Below are 23,952 nucleotides of genomic sequence, written 5' to 3' on the forward strand. Positions count from 1 at the left end.
AATCTTAATATTTCAAATTCAAAATTTTAATTAACTAGCAAAAGCAAGACAGTAGGTTTGCCAATCATCTTCTTCAATCATTTCAATAAACTTAGGGTCGGCATCTGCGCCTTTTAACTCTCGCCTAACTGTAACAGAAACTGTTTTACTAAAAAATAATACTTCTACTTTTACTTTAACAGTTGCAGTACCTTCCATTTTTTGTACTTTACCATTAACTATAACAGCATTTAGTGCAAGATAGAATTCTATAGAAACGGTAATCATTCCAAGTATGGAAAGGCGTCCATTCATACGTAAGTACCCAGATAAAGCAACGTTAGAAACTTCGTTTCCATCAACCTCGACTAATTCCATTTTAAAATAGAAACCTCCCATAACGGAAACCGAACCAGATGCAACACCGACATTAAGTGACATGGCAGCTCCAAATTCAAAAGCAGCTTCTAAAGATTGTATTCCTTCTAATGTAGTAATCATCATAAAATAACCACCTCCACCAAAAGCAGATATGGTTAATAAAAATGGATTTTCTCGAGTACAAAAATTAAAGCCCATAGTTAATGGCGCACCTGTAAAAGGCAACATAGCGTAAGCTCCTAAACTAATATTGGTAATCATACAAATACCAACCTCCACATTTGGCACACTAATATTAAAACCACATTTAACACCTGTAGGTTGTAAATCTATATAAGGTCCATCTTTAGAAAATCCTGTATTTGGAATAATACTTTGTAGATTATTTACAAAACTTAACGCACCTTTAAATTGAATTGGATCATTAGCATCCATCTCTATTTTAACATCCGTTTTAGAATTTGAACCGCTTTTAAACTCTAAATACTTAAATTTGAATTTAAGTAAAGGAACAATATCAATAGCAAAATTATCAAAACGAGCTAATGTTTTTAATGAAGGACTTTCCCCTAACTCAAAAGGTTTTTTTAGAATAGTAGTAATGGAAAGTGCTTTTTTCTTATCTCCTACTTCAACCTTAAGAAGGTTTGGAAAAACTACAATTGGCTTATTATTAGCGCCTTTAAAGTCTGGTTGGTATTTATACTCTGCAAAAAAAGCAGTGTCAGTAACATACGTTTTTAAATTTGGAATTTTTGGAGTTCTCTCTGCTAATTTGTTGATTAGGTTAGCAACTTCTTTTTTTATTTCTTCTTTTACAAGATCTATTTCCCTTTGAATATAAGCATCTATTTCAGCTTGAATATCCGTATTTACAAGATTTCTAATATTGCTAAACTCTTCTTCAATATCTTCTATAGATTGTTTTGCTAAATTTTCATAGTATAAAATCTTATTTTTCAGCGCTTCTATTTTTTCTTTTATTTCCTTTACTTTAGCTTTAAATTCTTCTAAATCATTTTTTAATTCATTTGTATTTAAATCAATATTTAATAAAAGACTCGCTAAGCTAATTACACCAAAAATTTTACCTAAAGGTAGATCGTCTAACCTATCTGTATCAATACTATTGCCAACATCATCTACGTTTCCAAAAACGCTTGCTGGTGAAAACTTTAATTCTTTAAGTTCATCGAGTTTACCCCCAATAGCTCCTTCTAATTTACTTAAAGCCGTTATAGACATGTTAGGAGTTATAAAACCACCGCTACTACCTGAACCTCCTGAAAAATCAACAAATGTATCTAAAACACTAGCAAAAATATCACCAGGATTATTATCATCTTCTAAATAAATCTCTACAGGTTTTCGTGAATTCGTAATTTTATCTACAGCTTCAATAAATACTTTTGAAGATCTCATTATTGGATGAAACTTAAGAGTATCTGCACCTTTAGCTGGGTAAATTTTTGCTCCAAACTGTATGCTTTCTGTTTCAAATAAAGTATCACCACCAACAAAACTTTCAGCATACGCTATTTCCTGCCCATTAAGTGCAACATTTGTATAGGCAACATAATCTTCATGATACGTTTTTATAGCTTCTTTTAATAATGTAGTATTTGTTTTAAGAGCTACACTTTTCTCTATAAAACCTAATGCCATTCGCACGTGTTGAATTATACCTTCTTTATCGGTTAAACTCAAATCGAATGGATAGCCTTTTCCTCCTACATTTATTAAGAAGTTTTTTACGCTATTATCAATTAAAGAAGCATCTCCAGGATTATCAATATCAGGTGTTTGTTTATTGTTAATTTTAACTTCTTGAAAAGGAAATTTTATAAACTTATTGAGAGAATCAACCCGTTCGTATGTTACTATGTTTTCTAAAATTACAATATATTTTAGCTGTTTATTAACAGCTGCTTTGGTAGACTTATCAAATTTTCTTTCTGTAATGGTAACTACTGCCGCTTTATGTCCAAAAGGAAATAAATAACCTTCTTGCACTATTTTCACAAAATGATCTCGCCCTAAAGTTGCCAAATGTCCCCATTCTATAAGATCTAAACTGTTAATTGTAGCAGGAATTTTAAAATGAGTATGCCAATCTAAATAAGCACCTAAATTTGAAAGTATCAATTTTTTAACCTGTACAGGCTGCGGGGTTAAATTTGGGAGATTATAATTTGATGTAAGATGTACCAATTGATGACGTTGTTCACCATTTATGGAAGCTCTAAACGGCTTATCTCCTTGTGCTGTGTAGCCGTCAACTTTTTCTTTAGCTTCAAAAGCCCATAAAGCACGGATTGTTTTTAACTTACTTAATTGATTGGATATGCTGCCATCTTTCATTTTTACACCCAAATGTGTATGCCAAAGCTCTGCAATTTCTCCTGCAGCCGTATTTGTAATTCCAATTTTATCAATATTTTTAGAAACTACAGGTGTGATTTTTAGATCTGTAGATTTTTTAAAAAATTTGGAGTTTACACCATCTTTTGAAGTTTTATGTGTAATAGTTTTTTGAAGATCAAGTGCAATTTTATGCTTAAAATCATTGATTTGATTTGGTGAAATATAAAGTAATGCAGGTGCTTCAATTGAAGTGTACATTTCTGAAATTGGCTCAACTTTTGACTTTAAAATACTAACAATATTAAAAGAAGGGTTTAAAGTTGTAGCCTCAGTGCTGATTAATACTTTTTTAAGGTTAACTTCTTCATAAACAGCAATTTTTTGAGCAATAACTTTTGTGTTTTGAGCTAATTTAAGACCATAATTTTTATCTTTTTTTGAAATAAAATTGGTATTTGCAGGTAACTCTCTATTTTGATCTAATAATTTATTAGGTATAATGTAAGTAGGCTTATTTAATACATTAATATTTTCTAACGATATCCATGCACGACGATCTACTTTTAATTTAAACTTAGACCAATCTAGCAATTCATCCATGCTAAGTACAAAGCCATTTTTACCAGCTTCTAATTCGTAAACTAACCTACTTTTTTTAGCTCGTAAATGTTTTGCAGGAATTTTAACAGATTCTGAAGATGAACCTTCAAAAAAAGCTTGCTCTAGTGTATGTTGTGTAGGAAAATAAATAATAACTGTTCCCTTTTTTTCCTTATCATTAAGTTCAATTTCTGAAAAATTGGTTTTCACTAATAAAGTAGCAGTTGTAAGTGTTTTTTTAGGATTTTCCTTTTTTATAGTTGTGATTTTATTACTTAAAGGTTTTACTACTTCTATGGGCTTCGTAGGACTAATAACACTAAGGTTAGTTGAACCGACAAATTTAAAATTATGAAATTCAAACTCTAAATAAACCATATCTTCAGGTCTTAAAACCTTAATTTTAATTGGTGCCGCAGAACTGAATTCTACTTTTTCTGTAAATGTTGACAGTGCTGGTTTAGGGGTTTTAATTGACTTTGCACTTGATGTTTTTTCTTTTTTTAGCTTTTTTGTTTTTTGCTGACTCACAGCAAATGCAGATAAATCAATTTTTTCATCTTCAAGAAAAGTAGGCAACCCAAAAGCACCTTCTATTCTAGGTTGGAAAGCTTTAAATCTCGGTTCTAATCTAGAATTTGTAACCAAGTTTCCAGTACCAAATAACTCCAATTCTGCTTCATCGCTATCGGAGTTGATATAAAATGAGCCAATTGAATTAGTTAACCATTGCTCTGAGTCAGGCATTTTTGCGGATAAGTAAAATTTAGGTTTTCTACTACCACTTAAATCTGCTAAGTAAAAATATTTGTTAAAAAGAATTCCTTCAGTTGCTTCTGCAATATTAGAATAAGTTAAACTACCTTTTTGTTCAGACACCCAAAGAGCCTTAAATAACTTGTTATTATCGGTAATTCCTAAACTAAAATTAAGATCAGGAGCATCTCCTAAGGTTTTAATACTATGTGCTTCATCTAGTTGAATAGACTGCATTAGGGTTTCCCAATTGTTTTTTCCTTCAATAACAATTTTAACTCCGTTTTGTAAACTATTTGAAATAACCGTATCCAGTTCCCCCTGATCTTGAGTGATATAAATTGCATCAGAAATTAAAATAGTGTTGTCAAATTTTGTTATTATCCCTTCCCTCTTCTTAAAAGTAAAATCCCATTTAGAAGTAATTTTACAATCAAAATTACCGTGTAGATTTATAGTGTTTTTTTGGTTTAAATTAACTATTTCTTTATTTAATGCTAAATTTGTATTTATAGGTTTGTATCCGTCTATCCATTCAATAAAATCAAGTTTTTTGTTTAATTCAAATTGAGGTATTTTTAAATTAAATATCCAATCCGAATCTTTTTTATTGATATTTGCTTCCAAATCAAATTCCAAATGAGTTTGCACAACTTTTAAATTCTTAGCTCTTAAAAATATGTTGTTTTTACTTTTTTTAACATGAATAATTATATTTTCACCAAAATAATTGGGATTGATTTCCCAAACTATTTTACCATCTCTAATTACAGAAAATGAATTTTTATCATAGCTAATATCAAAACTTTTATTTGTGTAAGAATTTAAAGTTTCAACAATAGGATTTGCAGCCAACACACCAAATCCCATAGTTTTTATAAACTCTCTTCTTTCGGGTGATTTTGGTGTATTTACCTTTTTAGGGTTGATTATTTTTTTAATATTCTCTATGTTTAAATACCTGAAAATCATAATGAAAGATTTGAAAAATGAAACGTATTTTCTAAAACTAGTCTTTTTTTTTATTAAAAACAAATAAGCTAAAACGATCTAATTATTTATAAATCAATTTTTTAAGCAAAAAAACTATGTAAAACATGCTATAAATTAAAATGAATTTAGGTGCAAAAATATAGTATGAAATTCGCTATTTTCAGATTCAAAATAGTAAGGATCTCTATTAAAAATAACTTCAAATTTTTTAAAATAACAGCTCATAATTTGTACTTATTATTTAAATGGTTATCAACATGTTTTAATCAATTAAAACATGTAATATTGCATTTCTTAAATAAAGTGATGAAATTTTCTAACCATTTAGCAGACTGGTATTTACAGAATAAAAGAAGTTTACCTTGGCGTACAACTAAAAACCCATATTACATTTGGTTGTCTGAAATTATTTTACAACAAACCAGAGTTGACCAAGGAATGGCCTATTATTTGAAGTTTGTAGAGCAATTTCCAACGGTTTTTGATTTGGCTGCCGCTTCTGAAGAAACAGTACTAAAGTTATGGCAAGGTTTAGGTTATTACTCTAGAGCTAGAAACCTTCATTTTTCAGCAAAATATATTGTTAACGACTTAAAAGGTGTATTTCCTACTAATTATAACGATCTCAAAAAACTTAAAGGTGTTGGAGATTATACAGCTTCAGCAATAGCCTCAATTTGTTTTAACGAACCAACTGCTGTAGTTGATGGAAATGTTTATAGAGTTTTAGCTCGTTATTTTGGAATTAACACACCTATTAATACAACCAAAGGAATTAAAGAGTTTAAAATACTTGCGCAAGAACTTATCAATACAAAAATTCCAGGTACATATAACCAAGCAATTATGGAATTTGGAGCAATACAATGTAAACCTCAAAATCCGGACTGTAATAAATGTCCGCTTAATACTAGCTGCATAGCATTGTCTAAAAACACCATAAAACTACTACCTATAAAAGAAAAAAAAATAAAAATTAGAAAACGCTATTTTAATTATTTAGTAATTCAAACTAAAAATAATAAAACCAAATTGGTTAAAAGAGAAAAAGGAATTTGGATGAATATGTATCAATTTCCTTTAATTGAAACCGATAAACCAATTGATCAACAAGAATTAATTGAACATAATACTTTTAATAAATTGTTTAATTCTAATAATATTACAATTAAATTATATCCCAAAACAGTAAAACCTCATAAATTATCGCACCAACATATTTACACAAAATTTTGGATAATAAAAACAGCTAATTCATTAAATTTTAACCACTCATGGAACGATATTGAAAAATATCCTGTACCAGTTTTAATAGATAATTTTTTAAATGAATTTAATTACAACTAAAATTTTTAGTACTTTTGATTAATTAATAATACATAAAAAAATGGCTGGAACTATAAACAAAGTAATTCTTATTGGACATTTAGGGGATAATATAAAAATGCACTATTTTGAAGGAGGAAATTCAATCGGTCGTTTTCCTTTAGCCACAAATGAAACCTATACAAATAAGCAAACCGGAGACAAAGTAACAACTACCGAATGGCATAATATTGTAGTTAGAAATAAACTGGCAGAAATTTGTGAAAAATATTTAACTAAAGGAGACAAAGTGTATTGCGAAGGTAGAATAAAAACACGCCAATGGGAAGGTGAAGATGGCGCTAAAAGATACACTACCGAAATTCATGTTGCAGATATGACTTTTTTAACAACCAAAAAAGAGTTAACTATGCCACAACCAAAAACTGAAAACAAACAAACTGACACTCAAAAAAATGAGACTTCTGCTACTAATGCCGAAGATGATGATTTACCATTCTAAGTTTAATTTAATATTATATAATTGGATCCTGAACCCACACTTTTTGCCTTAACTTTTTTAGAAAACTTAAATATTTGGCTAGTTATTAGTTTTGTAACATTGCTTTTATTACTAACTCTTTCAGCTTTAATATCTGGTGCAGAAGTTGCCTTTTTCTCACTATCAAAAACCACTTTATCAAATGCTTTAGAATCTGGTAACGAAAAGCAAAAAAAAGTAGTTATGCTTTTAGAAAACCCTCAAAAACTACTAGCTACCATATTAATTTCAAATAATTTTATTAATATTTTAGTTGTACTAATTTTTGCATACATCGGAGAAATTATTTTTATAAATATTACATCTAATCTATTAAAATTTTTAATTGAAGTTGTATTAGTTACCTTCCTTATTTTACTTTTTGGAGAAGTACTCCCTAAAGTTTATGCTTCTAGAAATTCTTTAAAATTTGCAACTTTTATGGCAACTCCTTTAAAAGTTTTAAACACAGCTTTAACTGTGGTTAGCATACCTTTAATGAGCATAACTAATAGTATTGAAAACAAATTAAGCAAAAAACAATCTAGCTTATCTGTAGAAAAATTATCTCAGGCCTTAGAATTAACCTCTAATGAAGCGACCTCACAAGACGAACAAAAAATTTTACAAGGTATTGTTAGCTTTGGAAATACAGAAACAGGACAAGTAATGACCCCTAGAATTGATGTTTTTGCACTTTCTAGTAACGAATCTTACAAAACAATTATCAATAAAATTGCATCTAAAGGCTTCTCTCGAAACCCAGTATATAATGAAAATACTGATAATATTATTGGTGTTTTATACGCCAAAGATTTACTACCTCATTTAAATAAAAAAGATTTTAAATGGCAAAGTTTAATTAGAGAACCTTATTTTGTACCTGAAAACAAAAAATTAGACGACCTTTTAAAAGAATTTCAAGAAAAGAAAAACCATTTAGCAATTGTTGTAGATGAGTATGGTGGAACGAGTGGAATTATTACACTTGAAGATGTTATTGAAGAAATTGTTGGAGATATTAATGATGAGTTTGACGATGATGATATTTCATATTCAAAAATTGATGCTAATAATTACGTATTTGATGGTAAAACAAACTTAAAAGATTTCCATAAAATACTAGAAATTCAAGACACCGAAATATTTGATAAAAACAAAGGTGAGTCTGAAACTATTGCAGGATTTATTCTAGAAATTTGCGGAAAATTTCCGAAAAAGAATGAAATAATAAAATTTAGTTCTTATACGTTTAAAATAGAATCTATGGACAAAAAAAGAATTAAACAAATTAAAATTACAATTAATAAAAAGCCTTAAAAATTTAATGAAAAATTTTATTTTAATGTTAGCTGTGGTTTTAATTGGAGTTTCTTGTACAAATAACACCTTACCTAAACCAAAACCTTATTTAAAATTACAGTACCCTGAAACCTCCTACTCAACATTTAACGCCACTAAATGTCCTTATAATTTTGAATATTCTAAAAATGCCATTATCTCAATAAAAGAAAACTGTTGGGCTACTATAAAATATCCAAAATTAAAAGCAACAATACATATTACATACCGACAAATTAATAATAATTTAAATGAAATTTTAAGAGAAGTAGAAAAGTTAACCTACGAACATACTATAAAAGCTGACGCCATTCCAAATGCTTTACCTTATGAAGATTTCAACAAAAATGTATACGCTAAATTATATAATGTTGAAGGAAATGTAGCTTCTAACGTTCAATTTATGGCAACAGATAGTGTAAAAAACGTACTTGCAGGTTCTCTATACTTTTACACTAAACCAAATTACGATTCAATTTTACCTGCAATAAAATATATAGAAAAAGATATTATTCATTTAGTTGAAACTTTAGAATGGAAATAAACAAAAAATACAAGTATACTAAAACCATAAGAAATTGGCTTTTATTAGGTTTAATAATGTTAGTTGGACAAGTAATAATTGGTGGTATTACAAGGCTAACAGGTTCAGGACTTTCAATAACACGTTGGGATATTATTACAGGCGTAATTCCTCCTTTAAATGCCGAAGATTGGTTACACGAGTTTAATCTATATAAAGAAACTCCCCAATTTCATAAAATAAATTCCACATTTACAATACAAGATTTTAAGTTCATATATTTCTGGGAATATTTTCACAGACTTTGGGTACGTGCTTTAGGGTTTATATTTTTAATTCCATTTATAATTTTTGTTATTAGAAAAAAAATTAATGGCTATTTAATAAAACGTTTAGCGCTTGTAGTTTTGTTAACAATTTTAACTGCTTCAGCTGGCTGGATAATGGTAAAAAGCGGTTTGGTTAATAGACCTTGGGTAAATGCATACAAACTTACAATACATTTTGTTTTAGCCTTATTAGTAATAACAGCTATGGTTAAAACTATTGCTGATGTTTACAATTATGGAACTAGCAAAGTATTAAATTCTAAAAAAATTGTCTCACTAGTTATTGGTATAACTTTTATTCAAATGATATTTGCAGGTTTAATGTCTGGTATGAAAGCTGGTTTATACTATCCAAGTTGGCCAGATATGAATGGTGAATTTTTACCTGCAGTTTTATCAGACTCAGATAATTGGATTTGGCATAATATGATTAATTATGATAGTTATCTGTTTGCCCCAGCATTAATACAATTTACACATAGAATGTTGGCTTATTTATTACTTACAGTTACTATTTACATGTTTTTTAAACTAAAAAATAACGTAACTGCATTTAGTAAAAAATGGTTAAACACAACCTTATTTTTAGTATTGCTACAAGTTGTTTTAGGAATATTAACCGTATTAAATGTGGCTGGTAAAATACCGCTGTTTTTAGGCACAAGCCACCAATTAGTAGGTGTTTTATTTTTAATTAGCCTGCTATTTTTTAATTATTCAATTAGAAAACAGAAACCATAAAAAAAGCTTCCTAAAAATATTACTTTTTAGGAAGCTTTGGTTTTTTTAAATGTTTAAAAAACTACTGTTTTACAGCTTCTTTTAAAGCATTAGCACCTTCTTTTACATCTTCTTTAACTTTTTTAGCTCCATCTTTTACAGCATCAGCACCATCTTTTACGGCTTCCTTAACACTATCAGCAGCTTCTTTTGCGTCAGCACTTAAAGAATCGATTACTTTTTCAGCACCCTCTTTTACATCTTCAACTCCTTCTTTTACTGCTCCTTCTGCTTCTTCAGCTCCTTCTTCTAAAGCTTCTTTGGCATCTTTAGCAGCATCTTTAAGACCTTCTTTTGCTGCTTCAACTTCAGTTGAAACACCATCTTTTAAATCTTTTTTCTCAGTTTCTTTACAAGAAATAGTGATTACACTAATTATTGCAATAGCAATTAATAATTTTAACGTTTTCATTTTTAGCATTGTTTATTTATTATGGCGCAAATTAACAAAATTTTAACAAATAAAAACAAAAAAGACACTATTTATACTATAAATCATTTATTCTCAGAAGTTTTGAGTGATTTTTATGATTTTAATATTTTACTAATACAAAAAATTAATTAGCAATAATGACTCTAGAAGTTATTACTCTTATTCAAGCAACTCCTTCAACTAAAAACATTTAATACAATTTCTGAATTATATTTAGCAATAATTCAAATTGTTATTATTTTGCTTCGTTATTTTCTATAGAATCATCTTCAATTAAATCTATAGCTGTAGTTTTAGAAACTGAGTATAAATCGCCTCCTGCAATTCCTCTTATTTTCTCAGATATATCTTCTGCACTTAATTTATTGCTATCATAAGTAAAAAGACCTTTTTTTGATTCGAAACTCACTTTTGTATAAGCTACACCATCTACTTTAGACATTTTAGATTGTATTAATCTAGCACATCCAATTTCACAGGTCATACCTTCAATATCTACTTCAATACTTTTGTAGTTTGCGGCTACTTCTTGAGTAGTTTCATTTTCTTTAGCTGCATCTTTACTTTTAGACTGATTGCATGAAAAAGTAATTGCAGTTAAAACAATAAGTAAAAGGCTTGTAATGGTTCTCATTTTTTTAATATTAATAGTTCATACAAATTTATAAACTATTAATATTAAATCCGAATATTTATCCGAATTTTGCATTTTTAAAAATAAAATGGAAACTAAAAACTTACGCTGGATTTACTTAGGAGTTCTTTCTTTAATTTGGGGAAGCTCCTTTATTTTAATGAAGAAAGCATTAATTGGGTTATCGCCAATGCATGTTGGAGCTCTAAGAACCTTATTTACAGCTATATTTTTAATATTAATTGGTGGTAAAAAAATAATTAAAATTAAAAAGAAACAATGGTATTACTTAACTTTAAACGGATTAGCTGGCACTTTTTTTCCGGCCTTTTTATTTGCATATGCTGTTGACAAAATTGATAGTTCTATCGCTTCAATTTTAAACTCTTTAACACCTTTAAACACCTTAATTGTAGGTGCTGTAATTTTTGGTATTGGTTTTAGAAAAAAACAATTAATAGGTGTTTTAATTGGTTTAGTTGGTACTTTAATGCTTATTTTAAAAGGTGCTGAACTAAATCCTAATCAAAATTATTTTTATGCGAGCTTTATTTTAATAGCTTCTATAGGGTATGCTTTAAATGTTAATATTTTAAAGAAGTACTTATCTGATTTAGATGCATTAAGTATTACTGTAGCTAATTTTGTATTGCTTATAATTCCAACTTTAATAGTGCTTTGGTTTACCGGTTTTTTTGAAACTTTTGAATTGAATGCAACTACTAAAACAAGCTTGTTTTATTTAGCAATTTTAGCTATCATTTGCACTGGAATTGCTAAAATTATATTTAATAGATTAATTCAAATATCTTCACCCATATTTTCATCTTCTGTAACCTATTTAATTCCAATTGTTGCAATTACTTGGGGTATTTTAGATGGAGAAAAAATAACATTGTATCAAGTGCTATCTGGATTTATAATATTATTTGGTGTATATTTAGTTAACAAATCGAAATAAAAAAAAGGCTGTTTAGAAAATTAAATTTCCCAAACAGCCTTTAAACTATTTTAACTTCTATTAAAAGTCCTCTTCAGAAACTCCTTCGTTTACTTTAGCATCTGTTAATTTAAATTCAACTTTTTGTGGTCCTAAACTTCCTATTTTAGTTCCAGCAAATTTAACACCGTTAAACTCTTTATAATCGCTGTAAGTAGCTTCAGATTTTTGAGTTTGTCCACCCATACTAACTGTTTGTACTTCTTTTACTTTTAAACCAGTTTCAACATCAAAATAAATATCTGTAGAAACAATTTCTCCTTTTGTAGAAATTACATAAGCATCTTTTCCATCTAAAGATTCGATACCTGCTAATTTAGAACTTTCGTTATTTAATAATCCCATTTCTAAGAAAGTACCTAAAACATTTGTCATTTCAGAAGCCATATTTTCTGGTAATGGTTGTTTGTTCATAGTAACTCCATCTTTACTCATTACTATTTTTTGCATTACATTACCACCCATACTTGTTTCATTTGCATATTTAGTAGCCGTTCTTTTCTCTGTACTTGAAATAACGTTACCCATTGCTTCAGCTTCATAAGTTACAAGTGTACTTTCAATAGCTTTAATTTTATCTACACCACCAATAGCATTAAAATATGCTTCAATTACAGATTTCTTAGAAACCCCATCAGCTATTGAAGCCGATTTTTCTGAAGCTGCTTTAGAGGCTGCTGCTGCTTTTAAAATAGACTCTTCAGTTGGTCTAAATACTACTTCATAAGTTTTAGCATTTTTCAACAATTTTTTAGTGTAATTTTGAATGTCTTTAACTGTAATATCATTTACAATTTCATCAAAATTTTCTGGAGCATCTATATTATAATTTTCACGGTAAAAGTTGATTAACAAACTCATGTCATAATTATTATAATCTTTTTGCTCTTCTCTTTCTTTTTTGTAATTAGTTAATGTTTTATCAAGATCTAATTGTTGAATTTCTCCATTGGCAATTTTTTCAATTTCATTATGCACAATATCAACTAATTTATCAACTTTATCTGGATTACAATCGAAATTAACTGATAATGTAGCTTGATTTACAGGTCTTTTAGATAAGCTACTTCTTGCAGAAGCTCCGTAAGTTCCACCTTCTTCTTCTCTAAGTGTTTCTGTATATCTTAATTGTAAAATATCTCCTAAAGCTTTTGCTATCATGTTGTTTTTTAACGTGTATTTCATATCGTTTTTATATGAAATTCTTACAGAACTTTTAGGATCTTCCATTTTAAGAAGAATGTCTTTATCTATAGTATCTGAAACCCAATTTGTAGAATTGTCTTTCCACATTTCCATCTCCTTAGTTGTTTCAATACTTGCAATGTATTTTTCTAATAAAGGTTCTAAATTTTCTTTTTCAACATCTCCAACAATAAAAAATTCAAAATCTGCAGCGTTATTAAATCTTTCTAAATAAATAGCTTTTGCTTTTTCAAAAGACATTTCATCTACTAATTCTTGATTGAAAATACGTTGTGTTGGATGATTTTTACCATAAAGCGTAGTAATTAAACTATCGTTCATCTTTTCAGTAATATTTTCACTTTTTCTAATTAAGTAGTTTTTAACGTTTTCCATTAAAACTGTATAAGCATCTTCGTCAAAACGAGGTTTTTCAAATCTTAAATATACCATTTGAAGCATCGTTTCAACATCTTTTGTTGAAGATGATCCAGAAACACTTTCAGATAAAGAATTTATACTAACGGATGTACTTGCTGTTTTACCTGCTAATACTTTTGGTAGATCTGTTCTAGAAAAATCTCCTAAACCAGAAAATTGTGCTACTCCAGTTGTAAGTGATGCAGAAGCTAATTCAGCATCTTCTAATAAAGACATACCTCCATAACTTGTAGCATTTAATCTTACGTCGTTTTCATTTTTATCAGCAAATTTATAGTGTACTTTAATACCATTACTTAATGTAAAAGTTGTTGCTTCAATTTCTTTATTATAATCTTCTGAAACAATAGTACCTTCTTTTATAGTTACGTCAGAAATTAATGTTTTTCCGCTAAAAGAATCTTCATAAGCAGTTATTGAATTGTCGTTTTCTACTTCATTAATAATTGCAACAGCTTGTTCTTCTGTTAAATTATTATTTCCTTTTACACCTGTAACAATAATAGCTCTATTTTCTTTAGTATATAATTTTTTTAATGTATTGTTTACTTCTTCAATATTAAGCTGATCAAAAATATTTTTGGCAATTTCATATTCTTCAACAATATCTGTCATTGTTTCATTTTCAAGATAGTTTTGTTGAATTGTTCTAATAATTCTTTTATGAGAAAAATCGTTTATTTTAGCAATTTGAGTTTCGTAGCTATTTTTAATTTCAGCAATTTTTCTACTCATTTCAGCTTCAGTAAAACCAAATTTAACTGCTCTATTTAACTCTGTTAAAGCTTCTTTAAAAGCATCTTGTTGTTGGTTTGGCTTAGGATAAACTGTAAGACTTAATTGTTTTTTACTTCTTACAAAGTTTCCAAAATTAAAACGTGCAGCCATAAAAGAAGCATCTGGATTTTGGGTTTTTTCGCTAATTCTAGCTGAAAGCATAGAAACCATTAAACTGTTGATTAAAGACTCTTTTAAATCTTTAACCGTTTGATCTGCTAATGATCTTGGGTGATTAATACTGAATGCTATATTTGAAGTAGTTACCTCATCATCCATAGCCATTGTATATAACATTTCTTTGTGGTCAGGTATTTGAACTAGGAAACGTTCTTTTGGATTTTCTACAGCAGGAATACTTGAAAATTGTTTTATTATTTTTTGCTCAATCTCATCAACATCAATATCTCCAACTACAGCAATAGCTTGTAAATCTGTTCTATACCAATCGTGATAAAAATCTCTTAATGCTTTGTATTCAAAATTTTCTACTATATCCATTAAACCAATTGGCAAACGATTAGAGTATTTAGAATTACCAAACATAACTGGAAGCGTTTGTTGCAACACTCTCATTTGTCCGTTCTGTCTAGTTCTCCACTCTTCTTTAATAACACCTCTTTCCGCATCAATTTCTTCCTCAGTTAATAGTAAATAGTTAGACCAATCGTTTAAAATTAACAATGCTGTATCTACTAAACCATCTTTAGTAGGTATGTTATCTAAATTATAAACAGTTTCATCAAAAGATGTATATGCATTAATATCTTTTCCAAATACAGCTCCGTGTTTTTGCAACGTATTTAAAATACCTTTTCCTTCAAAGTTTTTGGTACCATTAAATGCCATATGCTCTAAAAAGTGAGCCAAACCTTGTTGGTGATCATTTTCTAAAACAGAACCAACATTTTGAATTATATAATAACTAGCAACATTTTTTGTTACATCTGTACTATATATGTAATAGGTCATTCCATTTTCCAGTACACCTTTTTTAATTTTTTTGTTTACAGGCAATGGAGCTTCTAAATTAACTTCTTGCGCAAAAGTGGTAAAACTTAAAAAAAATGCGAAAAAGCTTAAATAATAAAATTTTCTCATTAGTATTGAATTATATTGATTATTAAGGTTAAATTATACATACTTGTCGTACGTAATTTCTTATTGTTACAGTTTTATAATAAAAACTGTTTTAAAAATAATTCAGTTTACAATTAGCCCATATCATTTCAATTGAAATAAATTTGCAAACCACATTAAAGCTTTTATAAATACATTAAAACTAGTTAATTTAACAAGCTCTATTATTTTTAAAACAGTTTTAGTGAAAATGAATTCAAATTTAAAATTATTTTATTTGTTTCACCTTTATTTCTAATAAATTAACTAAACATTAATACAAATTCTAACCAGTTTTTACTGTTTAATGTTATACTGTTTCACTCAACACCTTGTTACTTACTGATTATAAAGCATAAAGGTGAAAAATTCGCTTATACAGACAAGTTTTAACCAAAAAACATTTAAAAACTAAAATATAAATTTATAAAACACTAACAATGAGCGCTTTCTTATAACAAATTTGTTTTGTTGAATAAGAAAAAAGCCATATATTTGCACCCGCCTTAATTGAAAAGGCAATTATTTATTAATAAAGCGAATAAAAACAATACGTATGTATGCAATTGTAGAAATAGCAGGGCAGCAGTTTAAAGTTGCGAAAGACCAAAAGGTTTACGTACATCGTTTACAAGAAGAAGAAGGAAACAAAGTTTCTTTTGATAAAGTTCTTCTTTTAGACAACGATGGTGCAGTAACAGTTGGCGCCCCAGCTATCCAAGGAGCCGAAGTAACGGCCAAAATTTTAAGTCACTTACAAGGTGATAAAGTAATCGTTTTCAAAAAGAAACGTAGAAAAGGTTTTAGAAAAAAGAATGGTCACCGCCAAGCTTTAACTGAAATTCAAATTGAAAGTATTGCTGCAAGCGGTGCTAAAAAAGCAGCTCCAAAAGCTGAAAAAGCAAAAGCTCCAGCAAAAAAAGCATCAACTAAAAAAGGTGATGATTTAAAGAAAATTGAAGGTATTGGACCTAAAATTGCTGACACTTTAGCAGCAGCAGGTATTACTACTTTTGCTGAATTAGCTAAATCTGAACCAGCAAAAATTGCTGAAATTATTGCTGATGTACGTGGTAACCACGTAACAGATACTTGGCCAACTCAAGCTCAATTAGCTACTGATGGTAAGTGGGATGAATTGAAAGAATTACAAGATAGATTAGACGGAGGCGTTGAAAAATAAATCTGTAACGTTTAACTTATAAAAACTTAGTAAAATGGCACATAAAAAAGGAGTAGGTAGTTCGAAGAATGGTAGAGAATCAGAATCGAAACGACTAGGAGTAAAAATATTTGGTGGACAAGCTGCTATTGCAGGTAACATTATTATCCGTCAAAGAGGAACTCAACACCACCCTGGTGATAACGTATATATGGGAAAAGACCATACTTTACACGCAAAAGTGGACGGTTTGGTAAAATTCCAAAAGAAAAGAAACAACAGATCGTATGTTTCTATTGAGCCTTTTGAAGCTTAAGAAACAATTTTCTTTAAATTTTCAAAAACTCCTAAACTAGTAAATAGTTTGGGAGTTTTTTTATGTGCTTATTTTGTTGATTCGTTTTTTTTTTTTTTACATTTATGCTTGAAAAGGATTAATAATCTATTTTTTTAATAAGACACTTTATGTTTAACCTTAAAAAAATTGCTAATGAACTAAATCTACCTTTAAAATAAGAGGAGTCATAAGTGTTTATAATTCATATACAGTTGTTACAAGGATAACAAGCCTCGTAGTCTCACAAAACAAAATCTTTATCATATATAATAATATAATCTATAAGGTATTATATATGATTATTAATCCAAAAAAATAATTAAAAATAAAAAAAACAAATATATTATTTACGTTATTTTTCTTAGCTTCTCTAATAGCAAATGCAGGTATCTCTAGAAACTGTGTACAAGAAGCCTTAGAAGCCCAAGATTTCTTCGAAGGAGCTGGTATGACAATGGAAGTAGCTAATATGCATGCTAATAGAGCTTATGATGCTTGTGAAGCAGGTGGCAGCTATAATTATACATTACAATATTCAAATGGACAATAATAATGAGGAAGGTTATTAATTAACTGACTTTTAATAACCTTCCATTATTTAAGAATTAAATTATGAAAAAAATATCACTTCTTACGTTTTTAATATTATTGTATAATATTTCTTTTTCTCAAGGTATTAAAGGAAAGGCTATTTATAGCCTTTCCTTTAGTGAATCTTATATGCAAAATATGAAAGAATCAAAAAGCAACTATGTAAAAAACCTTGCTAAGCAAATGGCACAAAACATTGCTAAAATTGAAGTTGAATTAAAGTTTTTAAATGAAGAATCTATTTTTAAGGGTATTGAAAATATAGATATATCTGATATTGAATATGAATCAATTATGGGAATGATTTTTTCAAATGGGGTTAAGTATACAAATTTAGAAACTAAAGAAACTTTATGGCAAAAAGAGGCATATGGTCAAAAGGTATTGCTAAAAAGTAGCTTGGATTCTCTAAAATGGGTGCTTGTGAATGAAACAAAACAAATAGGTGAATTCTTTTGCCATAAAGCAACCACTACTAGAACGGTTATTAACTCTAAAGGAACTTTTCATCATCTTATTGTAGCTTGGTATTGCCCTGAATTACCTATTAGATTTGGACCAGCTGGATATGGAAATTTACCAGGATTAATTATTAAGCTAACTGAACAAACTGCTATATTTAATTTAAGAGAATTAGTTTTAAATTCAAAAGAAAAAATTGTAATTAAAAAACCAAGCAAGGGAGAGTTAATGACAGAGAAAGAGCTATTAAATATAGGTTTTGACAGAACAAATAAGTTTAAAAAGTCTTTAAGAAACTAATTTTTACTTTATGAAAAAAGTTTTGCTTTTTCTACTATTTACTCAATTTGTTACAGCACAAGAAATTATAATTAAAGGAGTAGTAACAGATTCAATTGCACCATTAGCTTATGCTAGCATAATAGCAAAACCACTTATAAATAGTATTAATATGTCTTTTGCAATAAGCGACGAAAAGGGCAAATTTAAGTTAACTTTAATTAAAAATATAGATTATGTTATTACAGCTAGTTACTTAGGTTATAAATCTCAAAGTATAGAATTAAATTCAAATGACACTAAGGTTTTAAGTTTTATTTTAAGTGAAACTGAACAAAAACTAAATGAAATTGTAATTGTACAAGAAGTACCAATTGAAGTAAAAGAAGACACAATAACTTACAATGTAAAAAAATTTATAACAGGTAAAGAACGAAAGTTAAAAAATATTTTAAAAAAACTTCCAGGAATTGAAATTGACAAAAACGGAGGTGTTATTGTGAACGGAAAAAAAGTTAGTAAAGTACTTGTAGAGAATAAGAAGTTTTTTGGAGGAAGTAGTACAAAGTTAGCAATAGAAAATATACCAGCAAATGTAATAAATAAAATTGAAATTATTGATAATTATAATGATATTGCATTTTTAAAAGGAGTTGTTGAAAGTAATGAATTAGCAATGAATGTAAAATTAAAAGAAGACAAAAAAAAGTTTGTATTTGGTGATGTAGATGCTGGAAAAGGAAGTGAAAACCACTATTTAACTCATGCTGGTTTGTTTTATTACAGTCCAAAAACCAATATAAACTTTATAGGGGACATTAATAATATTGGAAAAAAGTTTTTTAGTTTTAGAGATTATTTAAGTTTTGAGAATGCTTCATCAAAAGTATTAAGAGATGAAAGTTCCATATATAATACATCAAGCAGTAATTTTTCAACATTTTTAAATAATCAAAAGGCATTTAAAAATGATAACAAGTTTTCAGCATTTAATTTTGTAAAGAGTATTTCAAAAAAAATTGATTTTTTAGGTTATGCTATTTTTTCAAATTCAAAAATACAAGACAAAATTGATAATTTTAATAAATACTTTTATGATAAAAATGTATTTAATGAATCTATAATAAAAAATAAACATCTAAATAATAGTCTAGGAATATTAAAATTTTCAGTTGATTATAGAGTAAATAATTTAGAACAAATTTATATTAATTCACAGTATAAATATTCCAAAAATAAAAGTGATGCTATACTATTATCTATTGTTAATTCCAAAACTCAAAATGTAGAAACCAAAATTAGGGAAGATATTAACTCTATGAATCATGATATTGAATGGCATAAAAAGATAAATAAAAATAATACTTTTTCTTTTGGTTTTAATTATGATTATAATAAAAGTACACCAAAAACTCAATGGATTACTAATAAATCAATTTTTCAACAATTGATTCCGTTATTTGAAGCTGATATTTATAATATTTTTCAAGATAAAATATCTGTTAACAATAAATATACATCTGTTATAAAGCACTATTTATTACTGTCTAAAAGAAGTCAATTAACAACAACTTTTGGAAATAAATATATAAGTGAAAAATTTAAAGCTGATGAATATCAGGAAATAGATGGTATTATTAACAGTTTTAATTTAGCAGGATTTGGTAATGTTATTTTTTTTAGTTTAAATGATTTTTACACAGGTTTACAATTCAAGTATAAAAAAGGAGGTATTCTAGCAAAACTTGAGGTTTATTCACATTTTTATGATTTAAGACTTAACCAAGAGATAAAACAAAAAGACAATAATGTAGTACTTTCTTCAAACTTATTGTTGAAATATTCTTTTAACAAATCAGAACATTTAAATTTAAAATATCAAAAACATAACATATTCTTAAATTCAACAAAATATGCTAATAATTTTAGCTTATTAAGCTATAATACTGTTTTTAAAGGCAATCCAGATTTGTTAGATAATTCTATTTATCATACTGCTCGTATATGGTATACAAAATTTAGTTTATATAACAATATTATAATGAATGGAAGTATTAGTTATAATAAGAAAGTAAATAATATAAAAAATGAAATTCAGTCTTCTGGTATTGAAAGTTATTTAATGCCTATAGTGATAAACACTCCGGAAGAAAGCTGGAATACTTCAATTGATATATACAAAATTATTAAAAAGATAAAAATTAGATCAAAAGGTTATATCAATGTTTCAAATTATCAACAAAAAATTAATGATGCTCTTGTGAAAAATGAGAATATTTCAAAACGATTAGATATTAGTGTTAGTACAATTTTTGATAATTATCCTAATATAGAAATTGGAATAAAAAAATCTATAAATAACTTTAGCATAAATAAAGAAAAAAACTCTTTCCACACTAATAATCTTTATTTTGACTTTGATTATAATTTTTTGAAAGGGTTTGTTTTTAAAACTGATTATTCAAAAAATATTTATAAAAGTAAAAATAAGGAATTTGAAAACACTAGTGAAGAAGCTAATATTTCATTATTTTATAATAAAGAAGATAGCCCGTTAGGTTTTGAAATTAAAATTTCAAATTTATTTAATGCAAAATATCAATCTAATACTTTCTTTTCTGATTTTTTAATATCTGAGTCTAGAGCATATCTATTACCTAAGATTTATATGTTTACGCTTTCTTATAAAATTTAACCATAGTTTAAGACACTTTTGTACATTTGTTGTCTTATGCAAATTTTATACAACATACTTGTTTTTAAAGTTAGTTTGGCACTAAAAGTTATTGCGCTTTTCAATAAAAAAGTAAAACTTTTTGTTGAAGGACGTGCAAAAACTTTTGAGAAGCTCAAAAATAATATTTCGCCTTCAGATACCGTAATTTGGATGCATTGTGCTTCATTAGGCGAATTTGAACAAGGCAGACCTATTTTAGAAAAAATAAAGGAAAAACATCCTTCAAAAAAATTGGTATTAACATTTTTTTCACCATCTGGTTACGAGATTAGAAAAAATTACAACGGAGCAGATGTAGTTTGTTATTTACCGTTAGATTCTAAAAAAAATGCTAAAATATTTTTAGACATTATACATCCAGAAACTGCCATTTTTGTAAAATATGAGTTTTGGCCAAACCTATTAAAAGAATTAAAAACTAGAAACATTAACACCATTTTAATTTCAGGTATTTTTAGAGAAAACCAAGCTTTTTTTAAATGGTATGGCGGTTTTATGAGAGAAGCATTACAAACATTCTCATACTTTTTTGTACAAGATAAACTATCTGAAACACTATTAAAAAAAATAAATTTAAACAATGTAATTGCGTGTGGAGATACACGTTTCGATAGAGTTTACGAAATTACAAAACAAGATAACACACTAGATTTTATTTCAGAATTCAAAAATAACAGCTACACCCTAGTGGCTGGAAGTACTTGGAAAGATGATGAGGAGCTCTTAGTTGATTACATAAACAACAAGGCTTCAGAACAAGAAAAATTTATAATTGCACCTCATAATATCAATTCAAAAGATATTCAAGAATTAAAAAAATCTATTTTAAAAAAGGTGGTGTTATTTTCAGAAAAAGAAGGAAAAAACCTACAAGAGTATCAAGTTTTTATTATTGATACTATCGGTATTTTAACAAAAGTATATAGCTATGCTAACATTGCTTATGTTGGTGGAGGATATACCAAATCTGGAGTTCATAATGTATTAGAACCTGCTACTTTTGGTTTACCCATTATTATAGGTCCTAATTATAGTAAATTTATTGAAGTAAAAGAACTAGTTGCAAAAGAGGCTTGTTTTTCAATAAATAATTCTCAAAAATTATCCGTACTTTTAAACAGTTTTTTTATTGAAAAAAATAAAAGATTAGAAGCAAGTTCAAAAGCATTAGAATATGTGATAGACAAAACAGGAGCTTCAGTAAAAATTTTAAATTACTTAAAATGATTAGAGAAAAATTAGAAAACTATTATTCGTTTGTTTTTGAGAAAGAGTTAATAGATGAAATTGAACAGGTAGGCATCTACAAAAAATTACGAGAAAACGAATTATTAGTTGATTTAGGTGATCAAATGAAAGGTGTTCCTCTATTGTTAGATGGTGCTATAAAAATTGTACGAGAAGATAAAAAAGGCGAAGAAATATTATTGTATTTTTTAGAAAAAGGAGATACCTGTGCCAGTTCTTTTGCAAGTGCAATTTCAAACGGAAAATGCGGTATTAGAGCTATTGCCGAAAAAGAATCTGAAATAATTTTTCTTCCTACTCAAAAACTAGATGATTGGTTGGTAAAATACAAAAGTTGGAGGAATTTTGTAATTGATAGCTACAACATCCGTCTAAATGAAATGATGGAAACTATAGACACCTTAGCATTTATGAAAATGGATGAGCGTTTATATAAATACCTAAAAGATAAAGCTCAAATAATGCGTGAAACCACTCTAAATACAACACACCAAGATATTGCTTACGATATGCATACCTCTCGTGTAGTAATTTCTAGATTGTTAAAACAGCTAGAAAATGAAGGAAAAATAAAATTACATAGAAATAAAATTGAAATTTTAGAATTCTAAAACAAAACTTAAATATACCGTATAACTCTTATACTTTTACATTACTAACTAATTAAATTAATGATGGAATTTATTTCACAGCCATGGGCCTGGTATGTTGCTGGGCCTGTTATTGCACTAATAATGTTTTTACTGTACTACTTTGGAGAACGTTTTGGGGTTTCTTCAAATTTAGAAACTTTTTGTTCTATAGGTGGTGCTGGAAAATTTGTTGACTATTTTAAAGTCGACTGGAAAAAAAACTCTTGGAACTTAGTTTTTGTTGCTGGAGGAATTACTGGTGGTTTTATTGCCACACAGTGGCTTACCCCTTCAGATACAGTTAATCTTAACCCACAAACAATACAAGATTTAGCTGATATTGGCATAAAAAATGCAGGCTCCTCCTATTTACCTGATGAGATTTTTAGCATAGACACTTTACTAACTCTTAAAGGCTTTATAATACTACTAATTGCAGGTGTTTTGGTGGGTTTTGGAGCACGTTGGGCTGGCGGTTGTACTTCTGGACATGCAATTGTTGGTTTAAGCAATTTAGAACTACCTTCTTTAATCTCGGTAATCGGATTTTTTATTGGAGGTTTAATTATGACTTGGCTAATTTTACCATTAATATTTTAAAGAAATGAAGTATATAAAGTTTTTTTTAATTGGAATACTATTTGGTATTGTAATGAGTAAAGCAGAAATAATTTCGTGGTATAGAATCTACGAAATGTTTAAATTTCAATCGTTTCATATGTATGGAGTTATTGGATCTGCTATTGTTTTAGGAATGTTATGTATGTTCTTATTCAAAAAGAAAATAATTAAAACATTTGAAGGGAATGAAATTTATATTGCTCCAAAAAAATTAGGAATATATCGTAATTTATTTGGCGGAATATTATTTGGATTAGGTTGGGCATTAGCTGGTGCTTGTCCAGGACCAATGTTTGTTCTTATAGGAAAAGGAGTGGTTTCTATTTTAGTTGTTATTTTTGGAGCTACACTTGGAGCATTTCTTTATGGGTATTTTAAAAATAAACTACCACATTAATCTAA

General features: G+C 28.0%; 18 protein-coding genes. 14 read left to right on the forward strand and 4 right to left on the reverse strand.

All coding sequences use genetic code 11. The annotated features are described in order from the left end of the window. Window positions 1-30 precede the first annotated feature (30 nt). Complete coding sequence (locus MHL31_RS09610) at window positions 31-5,052, reverse strand: hypothetical protein (RefSeq protein WP_240225739.1); 5,022 nt, start codon at window positions 5,050-5,052, stop codon at window positions 31-33. A gap of 327 nt (window positions 5,053-5,379) precedes the next feature. Between MHL31_RS09610 and mutY the strand changes: the two genes are divergently transcribed. Genes mutY through MHL31_RS09635 form a run of 5 tightly spaced genes read left to right on the forward strand, consistent with a single transcriptional unit; the run spans window position 5,380 to window position 9,853 of the window. Beyond that, window positions 5,380-6,420: an A/G-specific adenine glycosylase gene (mutY, locus tag MHL31_RS09615; protein WP_240225740.1), complete on the forward strand. Its 1,041-nt coding sequence runs from the start codon at window positions 5,380-5,382 to the stop codon at window positions 6,418-6,420. A gap of 40 nt (window positions 6,421-6,460) precedes the next feature. Next, a complete protein-coding gene (locus tag MHL31_RS09620) occupies window positions 6,461-6,901 on the forward strand; it encodes a single-stranded DNA-binding protein (RefSeq protein ID WP_240225741.1) in 441 nt (146 codons plus the stop codon). A 21-nt stretch (window positions 6,902-6,922) separates the two neighbouring features. Further along, on the forward strand, window positions 6,923-8,239 hold the full coding sequence (gene gldE / locus MHL31_RS09625) for a gliding motility-associated protein GldE (protein ID WP_240225742.1): 1,317 nt from the start codon (window positions 6,923-6,925) through the stop codon (window positions 8,237-8,239). 7 nt (window positions 8,240-8,246) lie between these two features. Next, a complete protein-coding gene (gene gldD / locus MHL31_RS09630; RefSeq protein ID WP_240225743.1) occupies window positions 8,247-8,804 on the forward strand; it encodes a gliding motility lipoprotein GldD in 558 nt (185 codons plus the stop codon). Next, a complete protein-coding gene (locus MHL31_RS09635; protein WP_240225744.1) occupies window positions 8,795-9,853 on the forward strand; it encodes a COX15/CtaA family protein in 1,059 nt (352 codons plus the stop codon). Before gldD ends, MHL31_RS09635 begins: the two co-directional genes overlap by 10 nt. A gap of 61 nt (window positions 9,854-9,914) precedes the next feature. Here the strand turns inward: MHL31_RS09635 and MHL31_RS09640 are convergent, their stop codons facing one another. Together MHL31_RS09640 and MHL31_RS09645 are read right to left on the reverse strand one after the other, a co-directional pair. Next, complete coding sequence (locus MHL31_RS09640; RefSeq protein WP_240225745.1) at window positions 9,915-10,304, reverse strand: hypothetical protein; 390 nt, start codon at window positions 10,302-10,304, stop codon at window positions 9,915-9,917. A 256-nt stretch (window positions 10,305-10,560) separates the two neighbouring features. Further along, window positions 10,561-10,959, reverse strand: coding sequence for a heavy-metal-associated domain-containing protein (locus tag MHL31_RS09645; protein ID WP_240225746.1), 399 nt, complete (start codon window positions 10,957-10,959; stop codon window positions 10,561-10,563). An 88-nt stretch (window positions 10,960-11,047) separates the two neighbouring features. Between MHL31_RS09645 and MHL31_RS09650 the strand changes: the two genes are divergently transcribed. Continuing rightward, a complete protein-coding gene (locus tag MHL31_RS09650) occupies window positions 11,048-11,920 on the forward strand; it encodes a DMT family transporter (RefSeq protein ID WP_240225747.1) in 873 nt (290 codons plus the stop codon). A gap of 60 nt (window positions 11,921-11,980) precedes the next feature. On the opposite strand, the gene MHL31_RS09655 is transcribed toward MHL31_RS09650, so the two are convergent. Then, entirely contained in the window at window positions 11,981-15,463 is a 3,483-nt protein-coding gene (locus MHL31_RS09655; protein WP_240225748.1) for a pitrilysin family protein, read from the reverse strand. 574 nt (window positions 15,464-16,037) lie between these two features. On the opposite strand from MHL31_RS09655, the gene rplU reads away from it, so the two are divergent. From rplU to MHL31_RS09695, 8 genes are all read left to right on the forward strand, one after another. Further along, entirely contained in the window at window positions 16,038-16,664 is a 627-nt protein-coding gene (gene rplU / locus MHL31_RS09660; protein ID WP_240225749.1) for a 50S ribosomal protein L21, read from the forward strand. A 34-nt stretch (window positions 16,665-16,698) separates the two neighbouring features. Further along, complete coding sequence (gene rpmA / locus MHL31_RS09665; protein WP_240225750.1) at window positions 16,699-16,959, forward strand: 50S ribosomal protein L27; 261 nt, start codon at window positions 16,699-16,701, stop codon at window positions 16,957-16,959. A 633-nt stretch (window positions 16,960-17,592) separates the two neighbouring features. Continuing rightward, window positions 17,593-18,333: a GLPGLI family protein gene (locus MHL31_RS09670; RefSeq protein ID WP_240225751.1), complete on the forward strand. Its 741-nt coding sequence runs from the start codon at window positions 17,593-17,595 to the stop codon at window positions 18,331-18,333. A 10-nt stretch (window positions 18,334-18,343) separates the two neighbouring features. Continuing rightward, a complete protein-coding gene (locus MHL31_RS09675; protein WP_240225752.1) occupies window positions 18,344-21,007 on the forward strand; it encodes a carboxypeptidase-like regulatory domain-containing protein in 2,664 nt (887 codons plus the stop codon). A gap of 36 nt (window positions 21,008-21,043) precedes the next feature. Beyond that, complete coding sequence (locus MHL31_RS09680) at window positions 21,044-22,276, forward strand: 3-deoxy-D-manno-octulosonic acid transferase (protein ID WP_240225753.1); 1,233 nt, start codon at window positions 21,044-21,046, stop codon at window positions 22,274-22,276. Beyond that, complete coding sequence (locus MHL31_RS09685) at window positions 22,273-22,908, forward strand: Crp/Fnr family transcriptional regulator (RefSeq protein WP_240225754.1); 636 nt, start codon at window positions 22,273-22,275, stop codon at window positions 22,906-22,908. Before MHL31_RS09680 ends, MHL31_RS09685 begins: the two co-directional genes overlap by 4 nt. Before the next feature lie 63 nt (window positions 22,909-22,971). After that, the gene (locus MHL31_RS09690; protein ID WP_240228880.1) at window positions 22,972-23,529 is read left to right on the forward strand and encodes a YeeE/YedE family protein; all 558 of its coding nucleotides are present in this window, start codon (window positions 22,972-22,974) and stop codon (window positions 23,527-23,529) included. Between the two features lie 4 nt (window positions 23,530-23,533). Beyond that, complete coding sequence (locus tag MHL31_RS09695) at window positions 23,534-23,947, forward strand: DUF6691 family protein (RefSeq protein WP_240225755.1); 414 nt, start codon at window positions 23,534-23,536, stop codon at window positions 23,945-23,947. Window positions 23,948-23,952 lie beyond the last annotated feature (5 nt).

This window comes from Lutibacter sp. A80 (assembly GCF_022429645.1).
In the GTDB taxonomy this organism is placed as follows: Bacteria; Bacteroidota; Bacteroidia; order Flavobacteriales; family Flavobacteriaceae; genus Lutibacter.